Source organism: Clostridium oceanicum, assembly GCF_039521385.1.
GTDB classification, from domain to species: Bacteria; Bacillota; Clostridia; order Clostridiales; family Clostridiaceae; genus Clostridium_F; species Clostridium_F oceanicum.
Map to the genome: position 1 here is coordinate 282,594 of NZ_BAAACG010000019.1, position 19,948 is coordinate 302,541.

16 protein-coding genes and 2 riboswitches are annotated in these 19,948 nt (G+C 27.5%); of the genes, 3 read left to right on the forward strand and 13 right to left on the reverse strand.

All coding sequences use genetic code 11. The features are described 5' to 3' along the window. Window positions 1-74: 74 nt before the first annotated feature. Window positions 75-193: riboswitch (FMN riboswitch) on the reverse strand. A 297-nt stretch (window positions 194-490) separates the two neighbouring features. Next, the gene (locus ABDZ71_RS17795) at window positions 491-1,390 is read left to right on the forward strand and encodes an MBL fold metallo-hydrolase (RefSeq protein WP_343763868.1); all 900 of its coding nucleotides are present in this window, start codon (window positions 491-493) and stop codon (window positions 1,388-1,390) included. 86 nt (window positions 1,391-1,476) lie between these two features. Here ABDZ71_RS17795 and ABDZ71_RS17800 read toward each other — a convergent pair whose 3' ends face one another. Together ABDZ71_RS17800 and ABDZ71_RS17805 are read right to left on the reverse strand one after the other, a co-directional pair. Next, window positions 1,477-1,881: an HNH endonuclease signature motif containing protein gene (locus tag ABDZ71_RS17800; RefSeq protein ID WP_343763870.1), complete on the reverse strand. Its 405-nt coding sequence runs from the start codon at window positions 1,879-1,881 to the stop codon at window positions 1,477-1,479. Between the two features lie 250 nt (window positions 1,882-2,131). Continuing rightward, the gene (locus tag ABDZ71_RS17805; protein ID WP_343763872.1) at window positions 2,132-3,277 is read right to left on the reverse strand and encodes an endospore germination permease; all 1,146 of its coding nucleotides are present in this window, start codon (window positions 3,275-3,277) and stop codon (window positions 2,132-2,134) included. A gap of 138 nt (window positions 3,278-3,415) precedes the next feature. On the opposite strand from ABDZ71_RS17805, the gene ABDZ71_RS17810 reads away from it, so the two are divergent. Together ABDZ71_RS17810 and ABDZ71_RS17815 are read left to right on the forward strand one after the other, a co-directional pair. Beyond that, window positions 3,416-4,822 carry a spore germination protein gene (locus ABDZ71_RS17810; RefSeq protein WP_343763874.1) on the forward strand — a complete coding sequence of 469 codons (1,407 nt, stop codon included), beginning with the start codon at window positions 3,416-3,418 and terminating at the stop codon, window positions 4,820-4,822. 30 nt (window positions 4,823-4,852) lie between these two features. Next, on the forward strand, window positions 4,853-5,944 hold the full coding sequence (locus tag ABDZ71_RS17815) for a Ger(x)C family spore germination protein (protein WP_343763876.1): 1,092 nt from the start codon (window positions 4,853-4,855) through the stop codon (window positions 5,942-5,944). A 157-nt stretch (window positions 5,945-6,101) separates the two neighbouring features. Here the strand turns inward: ABDZ71_RS17815 and ABDZ71_RS17820 are convergent, their stop codons facing one another. The 11 genes from ABDZ71_RS17820 to xdh all read right to left on the reverse strand — a co-directional run bounded on the left by ABDZ71_RS17820 (window position 6,102) and on the right by xdh (window position 19,919). Continuing rightward, the gene (locus ABDZ71_RS17820; RefSeq protein ID WP_343763878.1) at window positions 6,102-7,178 is read right to left on the reverse strand and encodes a PTS sugar transporter subunit IIC; all 1,077 of its coding nucleotides are present in this window, start codon (window positions 7,176-7,178) and stop codon (window positions 6,102-6,104) included. Window positions 7,179-7,281: 103 nt separating this feature from the next. Next, window positions 7,282-8,157, reverse strand: a complete 876-nt coding sequence (locus tag ABDZ71_RS17825; protein WP_343763879.1) for a DNA-binding domain-containing protein — start codon at window positions 8,155-8,157, stop codon at window positions 7,282-7,284. Window positions 8,158-8,163: 6 nt separating this feature from the next. Beyond that, window positions 8,164-9,456, reverse strand: coding sequence for an ATP-binding protein (locus ABDZ71_RS17830; protein WP_343763881.1), 1,293 nt, complete (start codon window positions 9,454-9,456; stop codon window positions 8,164-8,166). 202 nt (window positions 9,457-9,658) lie between these two features. Further along, window positions 9,659-10,906, reverse strand: coding sequence for a phosphoribosylamine--glycine ligase (gene purD / locus ABDZ71_RS17835; protein ID WP_343763884.1), 1,248 nt, complete (start codon window positions 10,904-10,906; stop codon window positions 9,659-9,661). A gap of 27 nt (window positions 10,907-10,933) precedes the next feature. Further along, window positions 10,934-12,433 carry a bifunctional phosphoribosylaminoimidazolecarboxamide formyltransferase/IMP cyclohydrolase gene (gene purH / locus ABDZ71_RS17840; protein ID WP_343763886.1) on the reverse strand — a complete coding sequence of 500 codons (1,500 nt, stop codon included), beginning with the start codon at window positions 12,431-12,433 and terminating at the stop codon, window positions 10,934-10,936. Window positions 12,434-12,498: 65 nt separating this feature from the next. Beyond that, window positions 12,499-13,110 carry a phosphoribosylglycinamide formyltransferase gene (purN, locus tag ABDZ71_RS17845; RefSeq protein ID WP_343763888.1) on the reverse strand — a complete coding sequence of 204 codons (612 nt, stop codon included), beginning with the start codon at window positions 13,108-13,110 and terminating at the stop codon, window positions 12,499-12,501. Window positions 13,111-13,182: 72 nt separating this feature from the next. Continuing rightward, window positions 13,183-14,178, reverse strand: coding sequence for a phosphoribosylformylglycinamidine cyclo-ligase (gene purM, locus ABDZ71_RS17850; protein ID WP_343763890.1), 996 nt, complete (start codon window positions 14,176-14,178; stop codon window positions 13,183-13,185). 105 nt (window positions 14,179-14,283) lie between these two features. Continuing rightward, window positions 14,284-15,735, reverse strand: a complete 1,452-nt coding sequence (purF, locus tag ABDZ71_RS17855; protein WP_343764572.1) for an amidophosphoribosyltransferase — start codon at window positions 15,733-15,735, stop codon at window positions 14,284-14,286. A gap of 16 nt (window positions 15,736-15,751) precedes the next feature. Next, entirely contained in the window at window positions 15,752-16,465 is a 714-nt protein-coding gene (gene purC / locus ABDZ71_RS17860) for a phosphoribosylaminoimidazolesuccinocarboxamide synthase (protein ID WP_343763892.1), read from the reverse strand. Beyond that, on the reverse strand, window positions 16,465-16,944 hold the full coding sequence (purE, locus tag ABDZ71_RS17865; protein ID WP_343763894.1) for a 5-(carboxyamino)imidazole ribonucleotide mutase: 480 nt from the start codon (window positions 16,942-16,944) through the stop codon (window positions 16,465-16,467). Before purE ends, purC begins: the two co-directional genes overlap by 1 nt. A 66-nt stretch (window positions 16,945-17,010) precedes the next feature. Next, window positions 17,011-17,112: riboswitch (purine riboswitch) on the reverse strand. A 251-nt stretch (window positions 17,113-17,363) separates the two neighbouring features. Then, window positions 17,364-19,919 (reverse strand): selenium-dependent xanthine dehydrogenase, encoded by a 2,556-nt coding sequence (xdh, locus tag ABDZ71_RS17870; RefSeq protein WP_343763896.1) that lies wholly within the window; start codon window positions 19,917-19,919, stop codon window positions 17,364-17,366. Between the last annotated feature and the right edge of the window lie 29 nt (window positions 19,920-19,948).

The window sequence follows — 19,948 nt, forward strand, 5'->3', positions numbered from 1 at the left end:
ATTATCTCCAGAGACTTATAGTAAATTATATATTAAATACTAAAATTCATAATTAATTAGCTAATCAATACATAAAAACCCTATCTTTCATCCAGACTTTAACTGTCGGTCTCGGAGTTTCACCGAATCATGCTTATAAAAGCTCGCGGACTTTACCGCCGGTGGGGACTTACACCCCGCCCTGAAGGATTACTTCATTATTTAATTTTCATCTTTCAATATAAATAATACATCTAATAAAACAAGCTGTCAAATATATTTTTTTAATATACAAAAAAATATCTCTTTAGTATATAATTCTTAATATAAGGCATATAAAACTAAATAAAAAGTAAAAAGAATATACTTTGTAAAATATAACAATTTAAAATCTGCTAGTAGTTATTGTATTAACATATTTTAAAGAAAATCTATTAAAGAAATTACTACCTAACTAGTTATTTTTTTAATATGCCTAAATAAATACTATAATAAAAAAAGGTGTGACTTTATGAAACTTACTAAAATAAAAGGAAACAGCTATTATATAAATTTTCCTACCAATATTGGAATTTATACTTTCAAAAATAAAAATTGCCTTATAATAGACACTGGTAAAAATAAATCTGATGGAAAAAAAATAGAATCTGTTATTAAAGAAAATGGTCTTCATCCTAAATATATAATAAATACTCATAGCCATTTAGACCATTGTGGTGGAAATAATTATTTTAAAAATAATTATCCTGGATGCATAACTTATTCTTCTAAGAAAGAAAAAATATACATGGAAAATAGTGAAATTCATCCTTCTATTCTATTTTCAGCATCACCTATAAAAGGACTTATTAAAAGTACTCATCCTATAGAAGTTGATTATATATTAGACTATGGATTAAATAAAATTAACGATGATAAATTTCAAATTATATCTTTAAAAGGACATTCTATAGAACAGATAGGTATAGTTACTCCTGAAAAAGTATGCTTTTTAGGAGATTCATTATTCAGCTTAGAAATAATAGAGAAATATTCTATGCCCTATTACTATAGTATAGAAGATGCTTTAGAATCTTTAAATAAAATCAAAGAAATAGATGCTGATTGTTATGTAATAAGTCACTCAAAGGATTTAATTTCAAAAGAAGAAATTTATGATTTAATAAATAAAAACATAGAAAATATAAGAAAATATATAGATTTAATTATGGAATTATTAGAGCAACCTTTAACAAAAGAAGATTTACTTGAAAACATTTGTGTTTTAGAAGATATAACTTTAGATTTTAATCAATATCATTTAGATTTAGCTGCTGTATCTGCTTTTATATCATATTTATATAACAAAAATCTTATAGATTACTCTATTGAAGAAGGTAAACTCTATTATTTTAAAAAAACTAATGTATAAAAAAAACAAAAACATAAATATAAAAATTATAAATAAATACAAAAAGAGTGACAGGAAATTTCTGTCACTCTTTAAAATATTATTATTTATGCTAAATTCAATGCTACATATTCATCACAATTAAACATCTCATACAAGCTATAGTTATTATTTCCCATAAGCCTATATATTATCTCTTTTGTTTTATAGCCTTCCTTGTATCTTTTAAATCCTTTTACTATTTTTTTTGCTTTATTTTTATTTATAGAAAGTTTAATTTGGAGTTCAGAAATAGTATAGTACTCCTTCTCTAGTAAATTTTCTAGCTTTTCTTGGAGTTCTAACTTATACTTTAGATCAACATTTTCATTTTTATGCGGTCCATATTTTCCTCTATGATGTTTAGCACATAGATATTTATAATTTATTTCTATATCCATTCCACCTTCACACTTATGAACAATATGATGAACTTCCGCATGTTCTTTACCACATATTTCACATCGTGACAACAAGGCTTCACTCCTTATTCTATAGATTTTATTTATTTTATTATAACATAGAATTTAAAATATATTTCTGTAAAATTTCGGAATATTTTATTAATTTAAAATAATAAAAAAAAATTATTAGATTTATCCTAATTAAAAAAAACAATATTATCTTTAATATTATAGTATCATTTTTTTTATTTTAGGTTCTTATTTTATTATACATTTAACTATAAATTTACTTTAATCTATAAATATCTAAGTACTATTATTAATTTTTCCTTTTTCTAAGATGTTGACTTCCTTTTAAATTACCTTTATTTTTCTTATTTTTATTCATATTATTTTTTATGCTAAAAATAAGAAAAACTACAATAGGTATTACAAAAAAATTAACAAAACAAATATATGAATATACTTGAAGGGTAAATAAAAGCCTATATATATTTTTATTTACAATCAAACATAAAACTCCAGCTATTATACTAATTATAACAATTATTATTTTCCTTTTATTTTTTATATTTAAATGCTTAATAGCTATTAGTAAAGCCTCAAAAGCCACTATGTATTTTATAAACCATCCTGCTACCATCTGCAGCATTACAAATAACTCTCCTACTTCTAAAATTCCAAAATAACTTGCAAGTTCTGTTTGTACAAGTTTAGGATAAGCCATAGTTACAGCTCTATCTATACCAAAAGTAGATATAACCCCTGTAGTAGAAACTATAATCATTTGTATTACTATAATAAGACCAATTATTGATATTTTTTTTACATTTTTTTTATTTTTAATTTGAGAAATATAAAAAGCTGATATTAAAATATTAGCATATAATCCTAAAATTTTAATAGTAGATTTTAAAAACCCAAAGGATATACCATTTTCAAATATAGGAAATAAATATTTTAACTTTTTATATTTAAAAGTTAAAAATCCTAAATTTATCCCTGCAACACATATAAATGATATTCCTAATATTGTAGTTAATATTATAGCTTTATTTCCTTTAAACATAACGTATATAGAACTTATTATAAACATAGCCATTATAAACCATATTGGTGTATTTTGTAACAAATTAGTGTGTAAGCAATTAGCTTCAACACTACAACTTTCTACTAAAACTAAAAATAGATTTATAATAAGAACACTAAATAAAAATCCTCCTATATATTTACCAAAGGCACCTTTATAAATATCCCACATATCATATTTTTTTGTTTTTTTCATAACACGGATAATATATAAATAATAAAAAAATATTATAACTGAAGCTATTATAGTTCCTACCCAGCTACTATTTCTTCCATCTACTAAAAATACTACTGGATAGGTTTTTAATGAAACTATAGCTACTCCTATTATTATAAAAATCATATATTTAGAATTTATCTCAAATATCGCTATCACCTCTTAACTTAACAAATACTATCTAATTAATCCCTATTTATTTATATATTATTAATTAAATATCTTTACAAATTAATTCTTGACTTTTTTTATAATATTATTCCCTTTAAAAAGGAATACTAAAAATAGGTGATATATATGAATTATAAATATCTTGATTATATAAAAGATAAACTTAAAAACAATTTTGATATTGTATATAGAAAATTAAACCATAAAAACACTAATTTATGCATGATATTCGTAAGTAATTTATGTGATTCTAAATTTATAAGTAATTATATAATATATCCTATAATTAAGGATGAAAATTTTTCTTATACAATAGAAAGTCTACAAGAAAATATAATATCTGCAAATTCTGTAGGAATTGTAAAAGATAAAGATGATGCTATAATGCATATTTTATCTGGAGATGTAGTTATTCTATCTGATTCTAGTAAGGAAGTTATGTATATAGAAGCTAAAGGCTTCGTTAAACGTAATGTTTCAATTCCTTCAACAGAGTCTGTTATTAAAGGACCTAAAGAAAGCTTTACTGAAGTTTTAATGGATAATATTTCTTTGATTAGAAGAAAACTTAAAAATCCTAATTTAAAAGTAGAAAATTTCACCATAGGAAATACAACAAATACCTTAGTAGCTCTTTGCTATTTAGAAGGAACAGCTCCCCAGAAATTAGTAGATGATATAAAAAATAAAATACAAAATATAAATATAGACGTAACCTTAGAATCTAATTCTATTGAAGAAAAACTTTCCTATAATAAAAGTTTTTTTGATACTACATCTACTTCTGAAAAACCAGATGTAATTTCATCTAAAATAATTGAGGGAAGAGTTGCATTAATAATAGATGGTAGTCCTTTTGTTATTACTGTTCCTCACTTTTTCATAGAAAATATACAAATGGCAGATGATTATTATACTAAAAAGTCTTTTGCAAACTTAAATAGATTTATAAGGTGGATTGCTCTTTTTATTTGTTTATTTCTTCCTGGAATGTATTTAGCTATAACTACTCATCATTTTCCATTAATACCTTATGTCTTTGTATTTAGACTAGCTAAATCAAGAGCTGGAGTTCCTTTTCCTACTATAATAGAAGTGTTACTTATGACTTTCTTTTTTCAATTAGTTAGAGAAGCTGGTCTTAGATTACCACAACCTATAGGTCAAAGTATGAGTATTGTTGGAGCTCTAATTTTAGGTGATGCTGCTGTTGGAGCAGGTCTTGCTTCTCAAACTACTATGGTTATTGTTGGAATTACATCAATATCAACATTCTTAGTACCTAAATTTTATAATGCTGTAGCTATGTGGAGTATTGTTTTTTCAATAACCAGCGCTTTTGGTGGATTACCTGCTTTTTATTTAACCTTCTGTGTATTTTTGTCTCATATATCCTCTTTAGAAAGCTGCGGTTATCCTTACTTATATCCTATAGGAACTTCAAATAAAATTAATGCTAAAGATATTCTAAGTAGAAATGACTTAGAATCTAGTAATGATCCTATACCATCTGATAATAATAATAATAAATAAGATTCAAAATCTTTTAGAGGATGATAAACTATGAAAAAATTAATTGCTATTTTATTAATTATAAGTAACATAACTTTAGTAGGTTGTTATAGTTATAAAGATATAAACAAATTATTATTTGCTACTGCTATAGTTGTAGATGTAGTTAATGATTTACCAGTAATTTATGTAGAGGCTTATAAAGGTGTTCGAGATGAACCTGGTCAAAATGATAGAGTTATATTTAAAGGACAGGGTCAAACCCTTATGGAAGCTGTAAAAAATCTAAATTTAAGTGCTTCTAATGAAATTAACTATTCTCAAATAAAAGCTATAGTTTTCACAGAAAATGCTGCTAACTCTGATCTTGAAAAATTTATAGATGTTTTAGAAAGAAATCAACAATTTGTAATGAGAAGCTTTGTTTGTATATTTGAAGGTAGTGGTGATGAGCTTTTAGATATAAAAATACCTGATGAAAAATTTTTAGGAATTTTCATACATGATTTAATAAAAAATGTTAAAACTCTTTCTAATTCTATTACTTTAACACTTAATGATTTTTTAAACAAAAGAGTTATGCCTAGTAAATCTGAAGTAGCAACTTTCATTAAGTTAGATAGAACTAATACTAAAAATAAAATTATATTATTAGGAGGAGCAGCCATAAAAGATGGAATATATAAGTCAAGGTTAAACCCTGATGATACAAAAGGTTATAATTTTCTTGAAGGTAAATCTGGAAAAGGTGTGTTTCAACTTGCAAATCCTCATGTTAAAGATAGTATAATAAGCATGGAAGTTTTATCTAACAAAACAAAAACTAATTTTGAATACAAAGATGGAACAGTATATATGTATAAAAATATAAAAGTATCTTCCACAATAAGCCAAAGCCAAGATAAATTCTATGGCAGCATAGATGAATTAGAAAAACTAGATGTTATGGCAGAAAATCTTATAACAAAACTATGTAAGGGCACTTTTACTAAATTTAAAAAGAAAAATTTAGACATATTTGATATAGAAAATGATTTTCATAGAAAATATCCTAACATAAAGATAGATGACATAATAACTAAAACAGAACTTAAAATAAATGTTGATGTTAATATAACTGATACAGCTCATATAATTAACTAGTAACTTAATTAAAAATTTAAAGTAAAAATAAATTTTTTCTAATTAATAAAGTGATTAAATAATAAAATTTTATTATTTAATCACTTTATTTTTAATTTAAAAATTCAAGTAAATAACTATCATCTTTTACTTATTATTTATTTTATATATTTTAAAATTAAACTGTCTTTTCTTTTATAGTAAGAGTTCCTTTATTTATTGGTTTTTCAGTATTAGATTTTAAGTTATTACAGTTATCTTTTTTATTTTTTAATGTTATAACTATTTGAGATACAACTGTTCCTCCTATAACTCCACCAACTATTGCCCCTATAACTGCATATATAACTGACATTGGAGGATTAAATCCAAAAGGTGCTAATAATCCTGGAATAGGTGATGCTGTTCCTGGTGCATTATCTATTATATTAAAATATGCAGCACTTAATCCGGCTAACCCTCCTCCTATAAAGTTAGCACTATAAATAGGTATTGGATTTTTAGTTATAATATTTGCTTGAGTGAGTGGTTCCATCATTACTGCTATTATATTACTTCTGTCCCCTAATTTTAATCTTTTAAACATTATTCCATTTGTAAAAGATCCACCTACACATGCAATAGCTGCAATTCCCATTGCAAGACCTTTAAGTCCAAGCATAGCTGTTACTGCCATAGAACTTATTGGAGATGTACATATTATCTTCATAATACCTCCAAGTAAAAATCCCATTAATATAGGTGATTGCTCTGATGCTACTGATATAACGTTTCCAATATTTATAAGTGTAGAGTTTACAATAGGGTCTGCTTGAACTGCAATAAATCTAGCAAGTGGTGCTAAAAGTAATGCTCCAAAGATAATATTTATTCCTTCTGGTAGTTTTTCTTCTATTTTAGGAGCAATTAAACTTATTATATACCCTGCAAAAAATCCAGGTAAAATACCTAATCCTCCTACTGCCACACCTGCTGCAACTGCATAAACTGGGTTAATTCCAATACTAAGTCCAACTAAAATTGCAGCTGCAGGTCCACTCAAACTTCCTGCAGTAGCCCCAACTTTTCCTAAAAATGAAAAATTCAAAAGATTTCCCGAAATATATTTATGTATAGCCTCTATTAAAAATGTTGTTACCGCAGCATTTGCTAATCCAGACATAGCTTTATCACCTTTAGGTGCCTTAAAACTAAATATAGAAAATAATGCTAGTGTAAAAATAAGAAGCCCCAATCCTTTTATTATAGTAAACACTAAAACTCCCCCTACTTTTTGTTTATTTTTTCACAATTATAGTAACTTATTAAATTCAAAAAGTAGAAAAAAGTTTCAAAAAGTAATATAAATTTTCAGACTTTTATGTATTTTCAGAGTAATATAACAATCCTAATATGAATTTTTTCAAATCAACCTTACCTCTTTTTTTATTTTTACCTCTTATATGATTCATTTCAATTCTTACTTGCTGAAAATCATATAATGTATTTGAATACTGCTCAAATACTAAATTCATATAATCTTCTATACCTAAATTAGCTAAATTAACCAATCCTGAATAAGCAGCTCTTCTCATTCTCTGTTCCATAGATTTTGGACTTTTAGTAAACTTTAAACATAAATCCTTTATACTTAAAATTTCCAGTTCTTCTTTTTTGTTTGATAAATATTCTACCATTTTTAATATATCTTCGTAACCTAGCTTACCCATTATACCAATTTTGCTCATAATTTTTTTTATATCATCTAAATTTATATTATCTTTTACTTCTTCATTATATTTTTTAAAGTTATTGTTTTTACTCTCTAAGGCTGGATCAATTCTACAATTTAGTAATGTGTTTTCTATTTGCCTAAGTTTTCTACTCATAACCACTTTTTCAGAAACTTTTTTTATAACATTTTCAACCTCTAATGCATTAATTGGTTTATTAATATAATATTCTATTCCACTTTTATAGGCTTTACCTATTATGCTCTTGCACAGTATTTTAGATATCATAATAAATTGAACATACTGGTTCTCTTTTTTTATTTCTTTTACCATAGTAATGCCATCTTTTTTTTTCATAAGTAAATCCACTAAAACTATATCTGGATTACATTTTTTTATTTTTATTTTACCCTCTATACCATTAGTTGCAAAATCTTCAACTTCCCCTAAATTTCTATCTGCTATTATCTTTTGAAGCATTTTAATAATAGCTATATCATCATCTATTATCATTATTTTCATTTTATTTTAATTCACCTCTATATCTTTAGATATACTTATAAAAAACTTAGTTCCCCTTCCAACTTTTGATTGAAGTTTTATCTTTCCTTTTAGTTTATTTTCAATAATATCTTTAGTTATAGAAAGGCCTAACCCTCTATTTATCTTACCTGTCTCATAATTTATTTTTGTTGAAAACCCTGGCTCATATATATAATTATAATCTTCTTTTTCTATTCCACATCCATTGTCTTCAAGGATAAACTCACATATTTTTTTATGTTCAATAACTTTTAGGGTTATAACTCCCTTTTCTTTATGATCTATTGCCTCTATAGAATTAATAAATAAATTTCTAAGTATAGACATCAAAAGATAATGATTTTTAATTACAAAATTGCTTTTTATATCAAAATTTATTACTATTTTTATATTTTCTTTTAAAACATATATTTCTGTTTCCATGCTTTCTTTTAATATAGCAACTAATTCTTTAATTTTCATTCCTTTGTCTTCGATTTTATTTGATAGTATTCCATCTATTCCTTCTGCAACCAATGCATACTCTTTTTTTATTTCGTGAATATCTTTTGCTAAACTAAGTGCATTTTCCTGCCAATTTTCTTCTTCAGTTTTTGATTGTATATTTTCATATAACTTATATGCATCAGCCATAACATCCTCTACATTACACATGCTCTTTTTTAACCAATAGGTTTCTGTTTTTATTTTAGATATCATAAAAACTAATTTTTTATAACGATCTTCTTGCTCTTCCTTTATTAAAAGCATTTTATTGTATTTTATATAGACAATAACTGTAAATATAATACAAGTTCTTATAAAAGCTATACCTAAAAGCCCTAAAATAAAATTATATACAGCTATTTCATCTGTGTAATTCCTTATTAAAACTTCAACTATATTTGCAAAATAATCACATAATATAGTTAAAAAAAACAACTTTAATCCTATTTTTTTATTACTTATTTTTAAAGCTATAAAATAAAATAATGCATACGAAATATAAAAAAATATTTCTGGAAAATAAAATTTAATCCCTTCATATAAATTTGTATTTATAAATAAATTTACAAAAACTCTTCCCCCATAAACTAAAAGGCCACTTATTAATCCAGTCAATATTGGATTTATATCATCATATATGTAAGCAAATATACAAAATAATATAATTCCAAAAGAAATTTTAAAATTAGGTATAAATAAATCTAAATATATTTGTGAAGCTACTGCTATACATATAGGGATTAAAAATATTTTCCTTAGATTTAGTCTTTTTGTATCCTTTGTTTTTTTCATATACTTCTCTTCCTTTATAAATACATAGTTAATATAATTAATAGTTAAAATTTAAAAATCCTTTAATAACCTTAAAATAAATTAAATACTACAATGTATTGTCTAATTTTTATTGTAAAAGTAACAATAAAATTTTTCCAATTAAATAAAAGTACAATGTTAATTATTAACATTGTACTTTTATTAATTATATCATATTATTCTAAGAAATTTTCCCAATATCTTTTCTATAGTAAATTCCTTGGAAATCAATTTTTTTCATTTTTCCATATGCAGCATCTATAGATTCTTTTAGACTTTTTCCTAATGCTTGAGTACATAACACCCTACCACCATTAGTTTTTAAAATTCCTTTTTCTTCTTTTACTCCTGCACCAAAAACCCCTTCTAAAGGCTTTGGTATTTCTATGTTAAATCCTTTATCATAACTTTTAGGGTATCCTTTTGAAGCTGCAACTACACAGGTAGAATATCCATCTTTCCATTCTACTGTACTATTCTTTAAATTTCCTTTTAAAGATTCCAATATTAACTCTAAAAAATCTGTCTTCATTAAAGGTAGAACAACCTGTGTTTCTGGATCTCCCATTCTAGCATTATACTCAAGTAAATAAGGGCCTTTTTTAGTTATCATTATACCGAAAAATATTATTCCTTTAAAATCAAGATTTTCTGATTTTATACCTTTTAATGTTGGTTTTAATATATTTTCGTCAAATTCTTTTAAAACCTCTTTTGTGCAGTATGGATTAGGGGCTATAGCTCCCATTCCACCTGTATTAGGTCCTAAATTACCATCATATATTTGTTTATGATCTTTAGAAGATATAAAAGGTATTATAGTTTCTCCATCAGTTATAGACAATATGGAAGCTTCTGGTCCTTCTAAAAATTCTTCTATTACTATTTTTTTACCTGCTCCATTAAATCTATCATTAACCATAAAATCTTCTACAACATCTTTAGCTTCTTTAAAATCTTCACATATAACTACACCTTTTCCTGCAGCTAGTCCATCCGCTTTTATAACTATAGGATACTCAGATTTTTCTAAGTAAGTTATTGCTTTTTCTTTATCTTCAAAAACTTCATATTCTGCTGTTTTTACATTATACTTTTTCATAAACTCTTTTGAGTATGCTTTACTTCCTTCAAGCATAGCAGCTTTTTTCCCTGGTCCAAATATTTTTAAATTATTTTCTTTAAAAACATCTACAATACCTTCTGTTAAAGGAACTTCTGGCCCTACTATAGTTAAATCTATTAAATTGTCTTTTGCAAAGTTTAAAAGATCATCTATACTAGATTCTTTTATGTTTTCGCATTTGTTTTCTAGAGCAGTACACCCATTTCCTGGAGCACAAAATATTTTATGGACTGATGGATTTTTAGATATTTTAAAGGCAATAGCATGTTCTCTTCCACCAGAACCTATTACTAGTATTTTCATTTTACTACCCCCACTTAATAATTAAAATTAGTGTTTAAAATGTCTTATTCCTGTAAATACCATACTTATATCATTTTCATCACAAGCTTTTATAGACTCTTCATCTCTTATAGAACCACCAGGCTGAATTATAGCTTTTATTCCCCATTTAGCTGATTCTTCTACTACATCTTTAAATGGGAAGAAAGCATCTGAAGCCATAACTACTCCATCTCCTGCTCTATCTAAAGCCTCTTTTGCTGCCCATATTCTATTTACTTGACCTGCGCCAATACCTTTAGCTTTTCCATCTTTAGCAACTACAATAGCATTAGATTTTACATATTTAACTACTTTCATAGCAAATATAAGATCTTTCATTTCTTCTTCACTAGGTTTTTTATTAGTAACTACTTTTATGTCTTCTACAAATTTATCATCTCTACTTTGTACAAGAATTCCACCATCTACTTTTACAAGTTCACTGCCCTTAGTAGGTTTTACATCACATTTTATAACTCTTAAATTTTTCTTAGTCTTTAAAACTTCTAAAGCATCATCATCAAAATCCGGTGCTATAACTATTTCTAAAAATATTTTAACTATTTCATCTGCTGTCTTTTTATCTAATTTTCTGTTTACAGCTACTATTCCACCAAATATAGATATAGGATCACACTCATAAGCTTTAACATAAGCATCATGTAGAGAATCTCCTATAGCTACTCCACAAGGAGAATTATGTTTTAATCCACAACAAGCTATTTCATCAAATTCCCAAGCTGTTTTCCATGCAATGTCCATATCTTTTATATTATTATAAGATAGTTGTTTTCCATTTAATTGCTCAAAATTTTTCATAGGAGCATTTTCTGTAGTAGAAGTATAATATGCAGCCCTCTGATGAGGATTTTCTCCATATCTTAAATCCATATTTTTCTTATAGGATACAGTTAAATATTCAGGATATTCTTCTTTTAAAAGAAATTCACTTATAGCTCCATCATAAGCTGACATAAGATTAAATACTTTTCCTGCAAGTCTTCTTCTAGTTTTTATATCTACATCTTTATTCTCTTTCATTTGATTAATTAAATCATCATAATCTTTAGTATCAGTAACTACTACTACATCTTTAAAATTCTTAGCAGCTGCCCTTATCATTGTAGGACCACCAATATCAATGAATTCAACTTTTTCATCAAATTCTAAATCCTCTTGTACCTTATCAAAGAATGGATAAAGATTTACTACTACCATATCTATAGGTTTAATATTATGCTTTTCTATAGTTTCCATATGTTCTTTATTATCTCTTATAGCAAGTATTCCACCATGAATATTTGGATGAAGAGTTTTAACTCTTCCATCTAACATTTCAGGAAAATCTGTAACTTCTGAAATATCTATAACTTTTATTCCATTTTCCTTTAAATGCTTATATGTACCACCAGTAGATATTATTTCTACTCCTTCATCCATTAAAAATTTAGCCAAACTTAAAACTCCAGTTTTGTCAAAAACACTTATTAACGCTCTTTTTATCATTTTAATTCCCCCAGAATTTAAATTTTTTAAATCTTCCCTTAGCTTTATGCCCCTTATTTCAATTCTCAGTTTAATATTATAACTTTTCTATTTTCTACTTTTATCTTATTTTCAGATATAAGCTTAATAGCTTCTGGAAGGGCATTATGCTCTTCCTTTAATACTTTCTTTTGAAGAATTTCTGCGGTATCCATATGAGAAACTGATACAGTTTTTTGAAGTATTATAGCTCCAGTATCTGTACCTTCATCTACAAAATGAACAGTACATCCAGATACTTTAACACCATATTCTATAGCTTTTTCATGAACCTTAATTCCGTACATTCCATTTCCACAAAAACTAGGAATTAGAGAAGGATGAATATTTATTATGCTGTTTTTAAATTTCTTTATTATATCCCCTTGTAATATAGAAAGCCATCCAGCTAAAACTATTAAATCAACTTTACCTTCTAGTAATTCACATATTTTATTTGAAAGATTATTTTTGTATAATTTTCTATCTAGTATATATGTTTTTATATTTTTTTTCTTTGCTCTTTCAATACCATATATATTATCTCTATCTGCTACAACCGCTTCTATGCTGCAATTTAAATATCCACAGTCTATACTATCTATTATAGATTGAAGATTAGTTCCTCCTCCTGAGATGAGTACTGCAATCTTAAGCATTTTTTTATCCCCTTTTTAAGTTATAAACTTTAATATATTAATTTCCCAAGTTATTATTTATATTAAAAAATCTTATACTAACTTAACACACTTTTCCCCTGGAGTTATTTTACCTATCTTATAAGCTTTTTCCCCTTGCTCTATAAGATCTTTTACTACTGAATCTGCTATTTCTTTATCAACACATAACACAAACCCTATCCCCATATTGAATGTATTATACATATGATCTTCTTCTACACCTAAATCCATTATATGTTTAAATATATCTGGAATTGGATATGAATTTTTATTTATAACAGCTGTAAAATCATTTTTAAGCATTCTAGGAACATTTTCATAAAATCCTCCACCGGTTATATGAGACATACCTTTTATCTCATACTTTTTCATAAGATTTAAAACTGGTCTTACATATATTTTAGTAGGAGTAAGTAAAGTTTCTCCTATCTTTTCTCCATTAAAATCATAATTAAAATCTTTTATTAATTTTCTTACAAGAGAATATCCATTACTATGAACTCCAGAAGATGATATACCAATTAATACATCTCCCTCATCTATTAAGCTTCCATCTATTATTTCATCTTTCTCTACTATTCCAACAGAAAAACCTGCTATATCATATTCCCCATCACTGTAAAATCCAGGCATTTCTGCTGTTTCTCCACCTATAAGAGCACAGTTTGAATCTAAACATCCATCACTTACACCTTTAACTAAATCAGCGGCAACTTCTGCTTCAAGTTTTCCACAAGCTATATAATCTAAGAAAAATAAAGGTTTAGCTCCTTGGCATAATATATCATTTACACACATAGCAACACAATCAATGCCTACTGTATCATACTTTTTCATTTTAAATGCTACTTCAAGTTTAGTTCCAACTCCATCTGTTCCTGAAACTAAAACCGGATTTTTATATTTAGGAAGTTCAAACATTCCTGCAAAACTACCTAAATTATTTAAAACACCAGGAACTGCAGTTTTTGCTGCATGTTTTTTTATAAGCTCAACAGACTTATAACCTTCTTTTATATTTACTCCTGCATCCTTATACGATACCATAAAAACACTTCCCCTTCTTAATACACATTCAAATAAATAACTAGTAAATATTCTAGTCTTTTTAACTTGTTATTTATTTTTATATTCTTAATATAAATTAAAATCCTATTCTAAAGATTCCTTTGACATTTCTATAGGTGCTGACATTGGATATATACCACTAAAACATCCTAAACAAAAGCCTTTATCTTTTTTTAACACATCAACTATTCCATTCATACTTATATACCCTAAACTATCTGCTCCAATTTTTTCTTTTATTTCATTCTCAGTTAAATGTCCACCTATTAAATCTTTTCTATAAGGTGTATCTATGCCAAAATAACATGGATACTTAACAACAGGAGAAGACACTCTAAAATGTACTTCTTTAGCTCCTGCTTTTCTTAAAGTCTCCACTAGTCTTTTACTTGTAGTTCCCCTTACTATAGAATCATCTACTATAACAACTCGTTTTCCTTCTACATTTACCTTCAAAGGATTTAGCTTTACAGATACAGCCTTTTCTCTCATTTCTTGAGAAGGTGCTATAAATGTTCTTCCTACATATTTATTTTTTATAAATCCTATTCCATAAGGAATTCCTGAAGCCTCTGCATATCCAACTGCTGCAGGTATACCTGAATCTGGAACTCCTATAACTATATCAGCTTCAGCTGGGCATTCTTCATAAAGCTTTCTTCCTGCTCTAACTCTCGATTGATAAACATTTATACCATCTATAGTACTATCAGATCTTGCAAAATATATATATTCAAAAGCACAGGTTTCACATTTAGTTTTTTCCGCAAATTTAATTGAATTAATTCCACTTTCATCTATAATTACTATTTCCCCTGGTTCTACATCTCTTATAAGCTCTGCCCCTACAGAATCTAATGCACAGCTCTCAGAACTTAATATATAATCTTCCCCTATTTTACCTATACACATAGGTCTTATACCATTTGGATCTCTAACCCCTATTAACTTATCTTCAGTAAGTATTACAATAGCATAAGATCCTTTTATTGCTTGCATAGCTTTTACTACTGAATTTTCAATCCCCTTTTGAGCACCTCTAGCAATTAAATTAAGTACTACTTCTGTATCTATAGATGTTTGAAAAATACATCCTCCATCTTGCAAAAGCTCTCTTATAACATTAGCATTTACTAAATTTCCATTATGAGCTATAGAAATAGATCCTAATTTATAAGTACTCATTATAGGCTGAGCATTTCCTGCATTACTAGACCCTGTAGTAGAATATCTAACATGGCCTATTGCCCCTTTGCCTTTTAATTTTTTTATTGTATCTTTACTAAAAACATCAGATACTAAACCCATATTTTTATGGCATTTCAGTGTTTCTCCATCAGATACAGTAATTCCTGCACTTTCTTGTCCTCTATGTTGAAGTGCATATAAACCATAGTAAGTTATAGCCGCTGCTTCTTCATCATTTCTATCTTTTAAAAAGGCTCCAAATACTCCGCATTCTTCTTTAAATTTATCATCATCTAAACAAAAAGGAGCTTTACACTTTGACTCATCTAACATATAATTCATAATTATTCCCCACTTATTAATTCTATTTTGAATTATTTATTCTGTCTAATATTTCTATGTAAGCTTCTTTTACATTTCCCAAATCTTTTCTAAATCTATCTTTATCTAATTTTTCTCCTGTTTTTGCATCCCATAATCTACATGTATCTGGTGAAATTTCATCTGCTAAAAGTATTTCTCCATCAGATGTTTTACCAAATTCTATTTTAAAATCTACTAAAGTAATTCCTTGCTCTAAGAAAAATTTCTTTAAAGTGTCATTAACAATTTTAGCTATATTGTATATAGTTTTTAATTCTTCAAAAGTAGTTATTCCCATAGCTACAGCATGATAATCATTCATTAGTGGATCATTTAAATCATCATTTTTATAACTTATTTCAAAAACTGTAGTCTGAAGTTTTTTCCCTTCTTCAAGTCCTAATCTTTTTGCCATACTACCTGCTGCTATATTTCTAACTATAACTTCTAGTGGAACTATATCAACTTTTTTGCAAAGTTGTTCTCTATCATTTAATTTTTTTATAAAATGAGTTTTAACTCCTTCTTTTTCTAATAATTCAAATAACATTGCTGTTATGCTATTATTTAATACACCTTTATCTTCAATACTAGCTTTTTTTACCCCATTAAAAGCTGTAGCATCATCTTTGTAATATACAATTACTTCTTCTTTATTATCTGTACCATATATTTTTTTAGCTTTTCCCTCATATAACATATCCATTTTTTCCATTATAATTCCACTCCCTCTTTATTATCGTTTATAAATTTTTCTTTCATATTTTTTCTAAATTCAGTTAATTTTTCTTTTAAATTAGGATATTTTAAAGATAATATTTGTGCCGCAAGCATCCCTGCATTAAAGCTATTATTTATCCCTACTGTAGCAACTGGAATAGATTTAGGCATTTGCACTATTGATAGAAGTGAATCCATTCCTTCTAAAGCAGCTTTTAATGGAACTCCTATAACTGGCAAAGTTGTATGTGATGCGATAACCCCTGGAAGATGTGCTGCAAGTCCTGCTCCTGCTATTATACATTCATAATTTTCTTTTTCTAATTCTTCTAATGTTTCTAAAAGTTTTTCTGGAACTCTATGAGCTGATAACACTTGTGCCCTATACTCTATATTAAACTCTTTAAGTGCTACTGCAGCTCCTTTCATCTTATCTACATCTGATTTACTTCCTAAAATTATTGCTACTTTCATTCTAAATCCTCCTATAAAATAGTATAAAAAAATACCAACTATCTATAGAAGAATCTGTTGGTATTGAGCATCCAAAGATTCATCCATAGACAGAAAATTTACGGTTTCCTTGTAGAAACTTTCAGCCCCTATTGCTGAAATTATATGGATGAAATATTCATTTATTTTATGTATTCATGGTAACATACACTTCTTAATAAATCAATACGTTTGAAGAAAAATATTCGTATTTAATAGTATTATATTTATTTATTTCATTTTATTATTCGTAACTATACGAACATTAGCTTTGATGAAGGATAAATATCATAATACTTTATTTTACATAAATAAACAAATTTCAATAAAAAATAAGACTTTCCCAAAATGAATAAACATAAAAATATAATTCATTTTAAAAAAAGTCTTATTTATAATCCTTACTTTTTTTTCCTATAAGAAGTATCTTCTAAAGGCAGTTTTTTTCTAAATTTTCTATCAAATTTAAAGTAAGCTCCTTGAGCTGCTGGTGCTGTCGGTATAGTTGTGATTTCTCCTATTCCTTTTGCTCCATAAGCTAATTCACTAGTATTTTTCTCAACTATTATAGGCTTAATTTCTGGTATATCAGTAGATCTAAATAATCCTAATGTTCCAAATTTAGCAGTAGGAACAGATTTTTTTAATGGGTATCCTTCCGTAAATGCATATCCAAGGCCCATAACTACTCCACCTTCAATCTGTCCTTCAAGATTTGTTGAGTTTATAGCTTTCCCCACATCATGAGCTGCCACTACTCTTTCTACCTTCCCTTTTTCATTAAGTATAACAACTTGAGTTGCATACCCATAAGCAACATGACTTACTGGATTTTTCTTTTTCGAATTTATAGGATCTGTAACTCCTTCAAATTCTCCACAAAATTCTTCTCCTTCACACTGACCTAATGTTTTAGTATTCAATCTATTTTTAAGTTTTAATGCAGCTCTTCTTGTAGCTTCTCCTGCAAATAATGTTTGCCTTGATGCTGTACTTGTTCCTGAATCTGGAGTAAGAAATGTATCTGGTGGATCTGCTACTATTTTATCTAAAGGTAAATTTGTTGTTTCACAGGTTATTTGAGTAAGAGTTGTAGCAACTCCTTGACCCATGCAAGCAGCACTGCTTTTTATATGAACCTTTCCATCCTTTATTCCTAAATTACATCTACCTACATCTGGTACTCCAACTCCAAGACCTGAATTTTTCATACAACATGCTATTCCAGCATATTTACTATTTTCATATGCATCTTTAACTGCTATTATAGTTTCTTTAATAGCAGTTCCTTCATCAGCAAACTGACCATTTGGAAGCACATCCCCAGGCTCTACAGCATTTCTAAATCTTATTTCCCATGGAGATATATTTAATTTTTCAGCTAAAAGATTCAAATTACATTCTGATGCAAAAACTGATTCAGTTACACCAAATCCTCTAAAAGCTCCTGCTGGAGGGTTATTGGTATAAACTGCTGTTCCTTTTATAGAAACATTAGGACATCTATATGGACCTGCTGCATGAGTACATGCTCTTTGAAGAACCGGTCCTCCAAGAGATGCATATGCCCCAGTATCTGATATAATATCAGCTTTAAAAGCTGTTAATTTTCCTTTTTCATCACAAGCTGTAGTAACTGTCATTTCCATGGCATGCCTTTTTGGATGAACTTTAATACTTTCTTTTCTACTTAGTGTTACTTTAACAGGCTTTTTAGTAATCCAAGCTAAAAGTGCAGCATGGTGCTGTACACTCATATCTTCTTTTCCACCAAAACCTCCACCTACATACTTACTTATGGCTCTAACTTTTTCTTTAGGCAGTCCTAAAAGTTCTGAAATTTCTCTTTGTTCATCATATATTCCTTGACTTCCTGTATAAATAGTGAGAATTTCGCCATCTGACATAGCTAAAGCACTTTCTGGTTCTAAAAAAGCATGCTCGGTAAAAGGAGTAGAATAATGGTTTGTAACAACATATTTAGAATTAGCTATTGCCTCTTCAACGCTGCCTCTGTTAACCTTTTCAACATCTAAAATATTTCCCTTTTTATGAATTTTAGGTGCCCCCTCTTTAAGTGCCATTTCTGGACTAGAAAGTGGTTCTAATTCTTTATATTCTACTTCTATTAAATCTAATATTTCTTTTAATCCTTTTTTACTTTTAGCTGCAACTAAAGCTACTGCATCCCCTACATATCTCGTTTCTTCTCCTACATCTATTATTGCTGGCCAATCTTTTATAATATGACCTATCACTCTATTTCCTGGTACATCTTTTGCTGTAACAATTTTTTCAACTTCTGGATGTTTTAATGCCTTACTTATATCTATACTTTTTATTAAAGCTCTAGGATATTTAGATCTTAAAGCTGACCCATAGATCATGCCTTCAACTTTCATATCATCTACATATTTCCCTATACCTAAAATCTTGTCTCTTGCATCTGTTCTTCTAATATTCTCTCCTATTTTCCCTTTATGTTTTTCATCCTCTGGTAGTTTACCTTCTCTAAATATCTTGGCGGCCATTTCAATAGCTTTTATTATTTTAACGTATCCAGTACATCTGCATATATTTCCTCTAATTGCAGTTTTAATTTGTTCTTCACTTGGATTTAACGTTTTATCTAAAAGGGCTTTTGTACTTATAATCATTCCTGGAGTACAAAATCCACATTGTACCGCTCCAGCTTTTGAAAAAGCCCAGGTATAAACTTCCTTTTCAAATTCTGTTAACCCTTCTACAGTTATAACTTTCTTACCTTCTATTCTTGAAATTTTAGTTATACATGATCTTACAGGTTTACCATCAATGAGAACCATACATGCCCCACAAGCTCCTTCTGAGCATCCATTTTTCACTGAAGTCAAATTTTTATATTCCCTTAAATATTCAATCAATTTGATATCTTCTTCAAAAGATACCTTTTCTCCATTTAATATAAATTGATACACAATTAATCCCCCCAAATATTTTTATATTG